The sequence below is a fragment of the Salinarchaeum laminariae genome, from assembly GCF_023204835.1.
Classification (GTDB): domain Archaea; phylum Halobacteriota; class Halobacteria; order Halobacteriales; family Salinarchaeaceae; genus Salinarchaeum; species Salinarchaeum laminariae.
Genome location: NZ_CP096270.1, coordinates 1,862,798 through 1,874,541, shown reverse-complemented (window position 1 = coordinate 1,874,541; position 11,744 = coordinate 1,862,798). Strand labels below are relative to the sequence as shown.

The 11,744-nt window shown below is 66.8% G+C and carries 7 protein-coding genes; 1 reads left to right on the top strand and 6 read right to left on the bottom strand.

Features of this window, described 5'->3' with window-relative positions; translation table 11 throughout:
* Positions 1 to 477: 477 nt before the first annotated feature.
* Positions 478 to 3,246, top strand: coding sequence for a leucine--tRNA ligase (locus tag MXF70_RS08740; protein WP_248515239.1), 2,769 nt, complete (start codon positions 478 to 480; stop codon positions 3,244 to 3,246).
* Positions 3,247 to 3,340: 94 nt separating this feature from the next.
* On the opposite strand, the gene MXF70_RS08735 is transcribed toward MXF70_RS08740, so the two are convergent.
* The 6 genes from MXF70_RS08735 to MXF70_RS08710 form a co-directional block, all read right to left on the bottom strand.
* Positions 3,341 to 4,717: an oxidoreductase gene (locus MXF70_RS08735; RefSeq protein ID WP_248515238.1), complete on the bottom strand. Its 1,377-nt coding sequence runs from the start codon at positions 4,715 to 4,717 to the stop codon at positions 3,341 to 3,343.
* Positions 4,718 to 5,049: 332 nt separating this feature from the next.
* Positions 5,050 to 6,246, bottom strand: coding sequence for an MFS transporter (locus tag MXF70_RS08730; RefSeq protein ID WP_259370341.1), 1,197 nt, complete (start codon positions 6,244 to 6,246; stop codon positions 5,050 to 5,052).
* A 157-nt stretch (positions 6,247 to 6,403) separates the two neighbouring features.
* A complete protein-coding gene (locus MXF70_RS08725) occupies positions 6,404 to 7,561 on the bottom strand; it encodes an ABC transporter permease (protein WP_248515237.1) in 1,158 nt (385 codons plus the stop codon).
* Positions 7,558 to 8,685, bottom strand: a complete 1,128-nt coding sequence (locus MXF70_RS08720) for an ABC transporter permease (RefSeq protein ID WP_375140845.1) — start codon at positions 8,683 to 8,685, stop codon at positions 7,558 to 7,560. The genes MXF70_RS08725 and MXF70_RS08720 overlap by 4 nt, the downstream gene beginning before the upstream one ends.
* Before the next feature lie 74 nt (positions 8,686 to 8,759).
* Positions 8,760 to 10,391: an ABC transporter ATP-binding protein gene (locus tag MXF70_RS08715; protein WP_248515235.1), complete on the bottom strand. Its 1,632-nt coding sequence runs from the start codon at positions 10,389 to 10,391 to the stop codon at positions 8,760 to 8,762.
* 53 nt (positions 10,392 to 10,444) lie between these two features.
* The gene (locus tag MXF70_RS08710; protein WP_248515234.1) at positions 10,445 to 11,623 is read right to left on the bottom strand and encodes a BMP family lipoprotein; all 1,179 of its coding nucleotides are present in this window, start codon (positions 11,621 to 11,623) and stop codon (positions 10,445 to 10,447) included.
* Positions 11,624 to 11,744: the final 121 nt, after the last annotated feature.

Below are 11,744 nucleotides of genomic sequence, written 5' to 3'. Positions count from 1 at the left end.
ACTGGATGACCACGTCCGCGAAATCCTGGTGGACCTCCCCGGCGCGCGCTGCGCCGGCCTCGTGCCGGCGCTCTTAGCGTGCGAGGGATGAGCAGCGCAGGCCAAAGGCCGAGCAGCGCAAGAGGTTGGGGAGGCCCGAGGTGCGGTGGGGGACATCGAAAGGGGCAGGACGGTCGGCGGTCCCCGGGCGACGGTGAGCCGAGCGAATGCGAGGCGAACGTCGAAAGGTGAGCGAAGCGAGCCTTTCGGAACAAGCACTGGAGGCGAGCGGAGTCCTGCTGAGCGGAGCGAAGCAGGGCTCGAGAGACGAGCGGAGCGAGTCTCTCGGCGCGAGCCGAAGCGCGCAGCGAGCCCCGGGTCTCCGAGCGGCCTGGGGCTTTCGGAGGCCGCTGTAGCCCTAACCCCATCGTCACCTCCACACCCCCTTTTCCCTAGCCGAACGTTCAAGCCGCACCCGCGCAACGACCAAGCCAACGAATGCGCCGACACTACGACCATGCCCGCGTCCAGGAGTACTGGCAACACGTCTGGGAGCGCGAGGACGTCTACGCCTGCCCGGACGACGCGGAGGATCCCACCTACGTCCTGGGGATGTTCCCCTACACCTCCGGAAGCCTCCACATGGGACACGTTCGGAACTACGCGATCACCGACGCGTACGCTCGATACCGCCGGATGCAGGGCGATACGGTCCTCCACCCGATGGGCTGGGACGCGTTCGGGCTGCCCGCGGAGAACGCCGCGCACGAGCGTCTCACCGATCCCGAATCGTGGACTCGCTCCTGCATCGATCGGATGCGCGACGACATGGAGGAGCTCGGTTTCGGCTACGACTGGGACCGCGAGATCACGACCTGCGATCCCGAGTACTACCGCTGGAATCAGTGGCTGTTCACCCAGTTCCACGAGGCGGGGCTCGCGGACTACCGCGACGCGACGGTGAACTGGTGTCCGGACTGCGAGACGGTCCTCGCCGACGCGCAGGTCGAGACGGGCGAGGAGACGAGCTTTGCGGACGCGGGCGCCGAGTCACTCGAAGACCCACTCGACCCTGCCGCACAGCGAGCCGCTGACGCAGAATCCGACGAGGACGCGCCGAACAGTGCAGCCGGCGAGAGCGAGACGCACGAGGACGGCGGCGTCTGCTGGCGGTGTGGCACGCCTGTCGTCACGCGCGATCTCGAACAGTGGTTCCTCAGGACGACCGAGTACGCCGAAGAGCTCGAGGCCGGACTGGACGACCTCGACGCATGGCCCGAGGGCGTGCGGAACATCCAGCACGACTGGATCGGTCGCCAGGAAGGCGCGGAGATCACCTTCGACGTCCCCGAGTTCGGCGACCTCTCGGTGTTCTCCGCTCGCCTCGACACCATCCACGGCGCGAGCTACGTCGCAGTCTCGCCGGGCCACGACCTCGCTCGCGAGCGCGCCGACGCGGACGCAGCGTTTGCGGACGAACTCGACGCACTCCGGACTGGCGATCACGAAGACCCGACGGAAGGCGTCGACACCGGCCTCACCGCAACGCATCCGCTCACCGGTGAGTCGCTCCCCGTCTACGTCGCGCCGTACGTCCTCGAAGACGTCGGCACGGGCGTGCTGATGGGCGTGCCTGCCCACGACGAGCGCGACCACGCCTTCGCCACCGAACATGGGCTGTCGATCGAGCCCGTCGTCGAGCCGGCAGACGACGGCAACGAACCGGCCGACGGTCCCGAACCGTTCACGACCGACGGCGTGCTCACAGAGGCGGCGGGCGAGTACGCCGGGCTCGACAGCGCTGCTGCGCGTGAACGGATGCTCGCGGATCTCGACGTCGCGGAGCCCTCGACGACCTACCGCCTGCGAGATTGGCTCATCTCGCGGCAGCGCTACTGGGGCACGCCGATTCCGATCGTCCACTGCGAGGACTGCGGCCGCGTGCCGGTGCCCGAGGACGAGCTGCCGATCACGCTCCCAGAGTTCGAGCACACGACGGGGAACCCACTGGAGGCCGCGGAGGAGTGGAAACAAACTGAGTGCCCGGACTGTGGCGGTCCGGCGGAGCGCGAGACCGACACGATGGACACGTTCGTCGACTCCTCGTGGTACTTCATGCGCTACCTCTCGCCCGACCTCGAGGAGGCTCCCTTCGACGCCGACCTCGCCGAGGAGTGGCTCCCCGTCGACGTCTACGTCGGTGGTGAGGAACACGCCGTGCTCCACCTGCTCTACATTCGGTTCTTCGCGCGTGCACTCGCCGATCTCGACCTCGCGACCCATCGCGAGCCCGTCGAAGAGCTCGTCAACCAGGGGACGGTGCTCCACAGCGGTCGGCAGATGTCCGAGGCCTCCGACAACGTCGTCGCACCCCACGAGTACGGACCGGAGACGACGAGATTGTTCGTCCTCTCGGCTGCTCACCCCGAGCGCGACTTCGAGTGGACCGCGCGCAACGTCGGCGCCGCCTACGACCTCCAGCAGGACTGCCACGGGCTCGTCGTCGACTTCCTCGAGCGCACGGAGGTCCGCCGCGATCGGAAACCGCGCGACGACCACCTCGACAGGGCGGTCGACCGGGCGATCGAGTCCGTCGCCGATCACTACGAATCCGTCCGGTTCAACAGGGCCGTGACCGAGATTCGAGAGCTCGTGGGACTGTGCAACCGCTACAGCGCGTACGGACGACCCCACGACGAGAGTTACGAGCGTGCGCTAAAAGCCATCGCCGCGCTGATCGCACCGCTCACGCCCTACCTCGGGGAAGAGCTCTGGAACCTCTTGCGCGCCGACGGCCTCGTGGTCGAAGCCGACTGGCCAGAGACGAACACCGACGGCCCCGCCGAAGACTGGGCCGCCGAGCGCCGACTCGTCGACGACACGCTCGCCGACGTCAGGGAGATCGTCGACGTCGTCGACATCGACGATCCCGAGCACGTCGAACTGGTCGTCGCGCAGGACTGGAAATACCGCGCCTACGAGATCGCGCAGGCAGCCGGCCGCGACGAGCCGATCGTCGGCAACATTCGGGCGGACGAGGCGGTTCCCGATACCGACGACGCCGCGGCGTTCGCTGGCGAGCTCGCCCGGGATGGACAGGGACTCGAACCGGTCGTCGACGGCGACCGTGCGTTGACGTTGCTCGCGGACGCCCGATGGCTGCTCGACGACGAGTTCGGCGCGAACGTGACGGTTCGACGCGCAGCGGACGGCGACGAACTCGCCGAGAAGGCGACACCGCGGAAGCCCGCGATCCACGTCAACTGAGACCCACGTCGACGATACGACGCTATCGGGCGTGGCCGGCAGTAGCTGGCCACCCTTCCCGAGGGTTTCACCGGTGTAATCGTCCCTCCAGTGGCTACTCCGAATCCCTTGCCCCGTCCCGATCGTACGCTCCGGCCCGCTCCAGTTCGCCGCGGCGTTCGACGACGCTCGGCGTCCGGCAGACGCCCGAGGCACCGGCGACCTGGGGCACCGTACAGTTGTTGCAGTCCTCACAGAGCGCGGCGACGCCCTCGACGTCGCTCGCTCCAGGCGACTCCGACTCGCTCGCGGTCCGATCTGCGAGCAATCGGGCGGGGAGCTCCGGCTCGGCGTAGAACGGTCGCGCCATCCCGGCGAGGTCGCACGCGTCACCGAGCAGGCCGTCGATGTGGTCGCGCTCGCGGAGCCCACCTTCCAGCATGACGGGAACGTCCACGCGATCGCGTACCCGACGTGCGAGATCGGCGTTCCAGCCCGGCTCCGAGCCGAACCGACGGGCCTGTACGCGGTTGAGGAGCTTGACGATCCCCGCGCGCCACCGGCTGCCGAAGGCGTCTGCGTAGGCTTGCTGAAACTGCGGATCCGACCAGGATCGCTTGGGATACGCGCCCCGGACGATGCTCATGTCCCAGGTGACGGACGTTCGAACCGGCACGAGCGCGTCGAACCCGATCGCCTCGAGTCGGGCACAGATCGACACCGCGTCGTCGTCGGTGAGATGGCGGCGGACGATTCTGGGCGCGGGCCGCTCGGAGGGAACCTTCGTAACGATCGGCACGGCCGAGGGGTCGCGATCGGTCTCGGCACCGACGCGTTCGCGGATCTCGTCGTGGACCGCTTCGAGAAAACACACGCCGTCAGCGAACCGGTCCGAGCGGCGATTGTAGAACGGCGAGAGGAACTGCTGAACGATCCCCATGTTCGCGCCGGCGATGTGGATACCGTCGTAGCCGGCGTCGACGGCGCGGGCCGCTGCGCGGCCGAAGTCAGCGGCCAGCTCCTCGACCGCAGCCGTATCGAGCACCCGAGGGGAGAACTCGATGACGCCGAGTCGATCCAGCGTGCGAAGCTGCCAGGGTGGTTCGGAGACGGCGAGCTGGTCGAGATCGGGCCGCTCGGAGCGATACCCGGCGTGCCAGACCTCCATGCTGCGGAGCCCGCCGTGAGCGAGCTGGCAGAATATCCGCCCGCCGTGGTCGTGGATCGCCTCGGGCACAGATTCGAGGCCGGCGACGAACTCGTCGTCGGCGAAGCGAGTCATGCCCGGCGCGGCGCAGCCACCGTCGCTACGGACGATCGTTGCGCCCTGAAACACGAGGCCGGCGCCCGATGCCGCCGCGGGTTCGAGTTCGGCGGCGAGGCGGTCGGCGGTCTCCTCGTCCGTGCCGGCACACTCGAGCAACGGAGCGCGATAGAGCCGGTTCGGAAGCTCCAGACCGCCGATCTCGATCGGCTCCCGGAGCGTCGGCATCTAATCGGCGTTGGTGGGCGAGCGTCATGAACCCGTCCCCGATCGAGCCGTCGGTTCGATTACGCTACCGATGCGGCAATCGCGACCTCGAAAGCCATCGGCCAGCTCGCGCGGTTTCTGTCGGATATTCTCGCTCGCTACGCTCGCTCGAATAGGGCCGACAGAAACCGCGCCACCTGGGCGGTCAGCGGGGCCGACCGCCTATAACGTGGCGGCTTCGCCGCCACGCTGGCCTCGCCCTTTCAGTCCACCAGGGATCGTGGTTCTCCACCTGTCGTCGCTGGAAGAGTGGCCGATCAAGAGTAGAGCAAAGGGTCCCGAGCGCAGCCCGATTAAGCTTCCTCCGGAGCGCCGGCGGCCGGCTCGCCCAGCGACAGTCGCAGGAAGGCGGGCGTCGCGACGAGCGCGATCGCGATCTCCAGGCCGCCGGCGACGAGGAAGGCAGCGAGGTAGCCACTCGCGTCGGCGACGGTCCCGCCGATCAGGAAGCCGGCGAGAAAGCCGACGCTTCCGAAGAGATTGAACCCGGCCATCGCCGACCCGCGATCCGATGCGTCTGCGAGATCGGACACGAGCGCCATCGTCGCGGGCGAGACGAGAGCGCCGAGGACGCCGACGAGCACCATCCCGGCGGCAGCCAGCGCGATCGTCGGCGCGATGCCGACGGCGATCACGCCGCCGCCATAACAGAGCGATCCGACGACGATCGGGACGGTTCGACCGATGCGATCGGAGAGCGCACCCAGCGGATACTGGAGCAGGGCGAACGGCGCGAAGAAGGCCATCAGCACGAACCCGGTCTCGCCGGGACCGATGCCGAAGGCATCCTGGAAGTACAGCGTGCCGACGAGGGCGAAAAAGCCCGCCGTGAACCGGTCGATCAGACCGAAGGCGTAGGGAACGAGGAGCGTCGGTGTGCGCCGAACGACGGAGAGGGCAGCCCGCGGCGACCGATCGCTATCGGGAGCGCGATCCTCGACCCGCGTCACGAGGAGCGCGACGGCGGCAAGGAGCGCTGCAGCGAGGAGGAGCGGCGCGAGCGGATCGACCTCCGAAAGCTGGCCGCCGATCGGCGCGCCGAGTGCAGTGCCGCTGCCGATCGCGATCCCGGCGGCGCCCATGTTCTTGCCGTGGCCGCCCTCGAGATCCATCAGCATCGTAATCGCGAGCGAGAAGGGCCCGATCGTCGCCGCGCCCTGGAGGACTCGCAACAGCAGGACACCAGTGAACGTCAGATCGATCACCGCCGGCAGGACGGCGAGGGCGACGTAGCCGACGGCTGCGGCGATCGCGCCGATGACGATCCATGGCGTGCGTTTCCCCGTCGCGTCCGACAGCGCACCCCAGAGCGGCACGCAGACGACGAACGCTCCGAACTCCGCTGCGAGGAAGTACATGCCAGCGTCGAGTTCGGTCTCGGCGCCGAGGGCAGTAACGAGACCGCCGATGCCGGGATAGAGGAGTACCTGCGCGAAGAGAACGATCGCGACGACCGCGGCGAGGAGCGCTCTGTCGCGACGAACGGTCACGATTCCAGGCTTGGCGTGTGAGTGGGATAAACGACGCGTTCGCGGCCGCGAAGCACGATCCAAACCCGGACCGGTCGAGAACAGAGAACCGAGCGGAGCGATAGCAGAGCAGTCAGCGAACGCAGCGAACGAGTCCGGGAGCGATCCCCCGTTCGCACTACTCTTCGCTCTCGTAGCTCTCGCCGACTGCGCTCGGGACCCGCGTCGCACCGACGAGCGTCAGCACGACGATCACGGTCACGTAGGGGAACTGCTCCAGCAGCGACGACGGCAGATCGACGCCGATCGTCCCGAGCTGGATGCGCAGCATCTGCGCGGCGCCGAACAGCAGCGACGCGAGCGCAGTGAGGATCGGGTTGTAGTTCCCGAACAGGTAGGCGACGATCGCGATCCAGCCGCGACCGTCGACCATCGTCGTCCCCGTTCCCGTGAACCCGTTGCCGATGCCGATCGAGAGCATCCCACCGGCCAGCGCCGCGACGGCACCGGAGAACATCACCGCGGCGTAGCGCACGCGGCGGACGGACACGCCCGCAGTGTCGAGCGCCTCCGGGTTCTCGCCAGCGGCCTGAATCCAGTAGCCATAGCGGGTGCGATAGAGCACGACGTAGGACGCGAGCACGATGGCGATCGTGACCCACAGCAGCGGGTTGGCGTCGAACAGCAGCCGCCCGAGCACGGGAATCTCGGCGAGTACCGGCACCGTGACGGTGTCGAGGCTCGACAGCGGCGGACTGGAGACGCCGCCCCACATCACGACGGCGGTAAAGGGCCCGAAGCCGAGGCCGAGGAACCACACCGCCAGCCCGGCCACGATCTGATCGGCCTTGTATCGGATCGTCAGCACGGCGAAGACGGCGGTGTAGATCAGTCCAAGCAGGACGGTCGCCACGAGCGCGATCCAGAGATCGAGCTGTGACGCCGAACCGCCGGCGAGGATCCAGGAGACGGCGGCGGCGTTGACCGCGCCGAAGATCATGAACCCCTCCAGACCGATGTTGAACACGCCGCTCTTCTCGGCGTAGAGCCCACCGATCGCGGCCAGCGCGATCGGCATCGCCGCCTGCAACGCTCGCTCGGCGAACCCGACGGTGAACACGTCGCCGTAGGGGAGACCGAGCCAGAACTCAATGTCCACGAGTTTCGTGAGTGGAACGTCCGTGAGCAGCGCCGCGACGAAGACGAAGCCGAGCAGCGTGGCGACGACTCCGAACAGTCGCCAGCGGTTGTCGTAGACGGCGTCCGAGACGACGTCCGCTGTGGACCGCTCGCCGTCGTCGGATTGTGAGCCGCGTTCTGAGTCCTCGGAGCTCATTGCTCATCACCTCCGACGTCCATCCGCTTGCCAGCCATCCGGAACAGCTCCGGTGCCGCGACGAACAGGACCACGAGTCCGACGACGCCGTCGATCAGCTGTCGCGGAACGTCCGAAGACTGGTTGACGAAGTTCCCGCCCGATTCGAGCCCGCCGAACAGCAGCCCCGCCGGGATGACGCCCAGCGGATTGTTGGCTGCGAGCAGGCTCACGGCGATCGCGTCGAATCCGAAGGTCGGGAGCGTCGCGGGGTCGCTGAAGTAGCTGAGTACCATGATGACGTAGACGGCGCCCGCGAGCCCGGCCACCATCCCGGAGAACGTCATCGTCGCGACGATGGTACGCTTGGCGTCGACGCCGGAGTAGGACGCCGCATCCGCCTGGTGACCGCTGGTGACGAGATCGTAGCCGAATCTCGTGCGCTCCATGATCCAGAAGACGAGCCCAGCGGTCAGGAGCGCGATCGCGAGCCCGACGACGGAGAAGGACGTCCCTTCGAAGATCGGCTGGGGGAAGGAGACGTGCTCGGGGAAGCGCTCCGTCCGGACGAAGAACGTTCCACCCGGTCGGAAGTACGCGTCCAGGAGCCAGAACACCACCCCACTCGCGACGAAGTTGAGCATGATGGTGGTGATGATCTCGTTAGCGCCCGCGTACGCCTTGAGGATCCCCGGAAGCATCGCGTAGAGTCCACCGGCCGCGATCGCAGCGATCGTCGCGACGACGATCACCATCGCACCGCCGGCCGCTCCGCCGGGCAGCGAACCGGCGATCGAGACGATCGTTGCCGCGGCCGCGAACCCACCGACGACGAACTGGCCCTGCACACCGATGTTGAACACGCCGGCGCGGAACGCGATCGCGACGGCGACGCCCGTGATGATGAACGTCACCGTCGGGCGTAGCGTCTGTGCGAGTCGGTTGTTCGTGCCGAACAGGTCCGCGACGCTGTAGGTTCCGAAGATGCCGTAGACCATGTTGTCGATGAACAGGACCGGATCGTATCCCGCAGCGGCGACCACGACGAGCCCGATCAGGAGTGCGAGGAGCGTCGAAGCAACAGCGATACCGAGACGCTCGAAGATGGAGGCGTCGACGAGCCGCGCCAGCGCGCGGCGGCCCAGCGAGTCGTCGCCACCGGCGTCGGTGCCGTCGCCGCTAGCGTCGTCAGAAGCGGCTGGAGTGGTATCCGTCGAACTCACTGGTCGTCACCTCCATTTCCGTGGGTAGTACCGGAGTCGGGCTCCGACCCGTCGTCCAACTCGTTCCCCGTCATCAGGAGACCGAGATCTTGCTCGGTCACCGCTCCGGGATCGACCACGTCGACGAACTCGCCCTCGTACATCACGGCGATCCGATCGGAGAGCTGCTGGATCTCCTCGAGTTTCGAGGAGACGAGGAGCACGGCCAGCCCCTCGTCGCGCATCTCGCGCAGCCGGTCGTGGATGAACTCGATCGAGCCGATGTCGACGCCCCGCGTCGGGTGCGCCGCGACGATCGCCCGGGGATCGTGTTCGAACTCCCGGCCGACGACGAACTTCTGCTGGTTCCCGCCAGAGAGCGACTCCGCCATCGCTCCGGTGTCGTGTGGTTCGACGTCGTACTCCTCGACGATCGACTCGGCGTGGTCGCCGACGGCGTCCCAGTCGACGACGCCACGGCGGACGAACGGCTCGACCGTCTGATTGCCGAGCAGGGCGTTCCGCTCGAGGTCGTAATCGAGCACGAGCCCCTCGGACTGGCGATCCTCTGGGATGTACGCGATCCCGTCCTGAATCAGGGAGCGTCTGCTCGCGTCCGTGATGTCCGTACCCTCGTACGTGACCGTGCCGTCGGCGACGGAGCGAAGCCCGACGATCGATTCGGCGAGTTCGCTCTGGCCGTTGCCTTCGACGCCGGCGACGCCGAGGATTTCGCCCTCGCGAATCTGGCAGTCCACGCCACGGACCGTCGGACGGCCGCGATCGCCGATAACCTGGAGATCCTCGATCGTGAGAACCGGGTCGCCTGGCTCGGTCGTTCGGTCGTCGGCGTCGAAGAGCACCTCTCGACCTACCATTAGCTCCGCGAGCTCCTCGCGGGACGCGGCATTGGCCGATACAGTACCGACGGCGTGCCCGTCGCGAAGGACGGTGATCTCGTCGGCGGCCTCCATCGCTTCGCCGAGCTTGTGCGTGATGAAGATCAGCGAGCGGCCGCTGGCGGTCAGCTCCGCCATCACCTCGAACAGCCCGTCGACCTCCTGTGGCGTCAGAACCGCCGTCGGCTCGTCCAGCACGAGGATCTCCGCGCCGCGGTAGAGACTCTTGACGATCTCTACGTGTTGTTGTGCCCCGAGATCGAGCTCGCGAACCGGCGTGTCGAGCTCCTCGTCGACGTCGAAGCCGTACCGCTCGCAGATCTCCTCGACGTCGGCCCTGGCGGCGTCCTCGTCGACGAGACCGCCCCTGGTCGGCTCGGTTCCCAGAATGACGTTCTGGAGCACCGTCATCGGCTCGACCAGCTGGAAGTGCTGGTGGATCATCCCCACGCCGGCGTCGATGGCGTCGCGTGGCGAGTCGAAGTCCCGTACCTGTCCGTCGACCCGGACGGTTCCCTCGTCCTGCTCGTACAGGCCATAGAGGACGTTCATCAACGTCGTCTTTCCGGAGCCGTTCTCGCCGAGCAGCGCGTGTACGGATCCACGCTCCAGGTCGAGATTGACGTCGTCGTTAGCGACGACGTCGCCGAACCGCTTGGAGATGCCCGAGAGCTGTGCAGCGTAGCTCGAGCCCTCGCCCGTCGTGCTCGACCCCTCGGCACCGGCGTCGTCGGTATCAGTCCCACTCATGTCAATCGGTTTGTGTATAATTGCATGCAACCAGTCGAAAAACCGCAGGTGGCTCAGTTACAGCCGGAGGCGCTGCAGGGAACGGTGATCTCCCCGTCGACGATTGCCTGGGTCGCTTCGTCGACGTTGGACGCGACGTCGTCGGGGAGTTCCTCGCCGACCGTCTGGCCGGGGACGAACTCGACTGCTTCCTCCTCGAGCCCGAGGACCTGCCGTCCTGCGACGCTATCGAAGTTACCCTCTGCGACTGCGGATGCGACGCTCCGGGTCCCCTCGTTGATGAACTTCACCGCGGAGCCCATGATGACGTCCTGGTACTCCGACAGCGTCACGGACTGGTCGGCGTCGACGCCGATGGCGAACCGGTTCGCACTCTGTGCTGCCGGGAAGACGCCCTCACCGGCTGCAGCAGCGGCCTGGTAGACGATGTCGGCGCCGTCGTCGTACTGCGAGCTGGCGATGTTGGTCGCCGTCTGGGTGTCCTGATAGTTGCCGACGTAGCCGACGCTGACCTCTACGTCGGAGTTGACCCACTCCGCACCGGCAACGTAGGCGTCCTCGAAAGCGTTGATGAGCGGACCGTCGACGCCGCCGACGAATCCGATGTGCGCACTACCGGACTGTGTGGAACTGGACGCGAAGGAGAAGTCCCTGGTCGTCATCGTACCCGCGGCCACGCCAGCGAGGTAAGACATCTCGTGGTTCGCCCAGATGCGCCCCGCGACGTTGGGCTGGTCGACGTGGTCGTTGATCAGCATCCAGTTCTGATCCGAGTACTCCGCTGCGTTAGTCTGGAGTCCCGGGCTGTGCTCGTAGCCGACCAGAACGATCAGGTCGTAGTTGGGGTTCGAACTCGACGCGAGATCGGCCTGGGTCGTCTCGTAGTTCGAGGGAGACGTCTCTTCGACCTCCTGAATCGACATGTCATAATCCTCCGCGGCCGCCTCGAGACCCTCTACCGCGAGCGTGTTGAACGCCTGGTCGTCGAAGCCGGCGGAGCTGGATACGATCGCGACGTTGGTCGTTCCACCGCCGTTGCCGCCGTCGCTACCGTTTCCACCGTCCCCATCGTCGTCGCTGTCGCCGCCGCCACTACCGCTCAGACACCCAGCCAGTGCTGCACCACCAACGACGGCTCCGGAACGGAGCACGTTGCGGCGGTTGATGCGGGACTGGCGTCCGGACGCTGTTGACTCGTCTGTTCGCTCATCATCTCCCCCGTTGGACGACATAACAACTGTATGGAATGGCAGTGCAGGATATATATTTGGCCGATTACATAATGGAACTCTGTGAAATACTAACGGAAATCGTAGTTAGTGTTTCAGCCAGGACTATTAGATGAGTGAAATC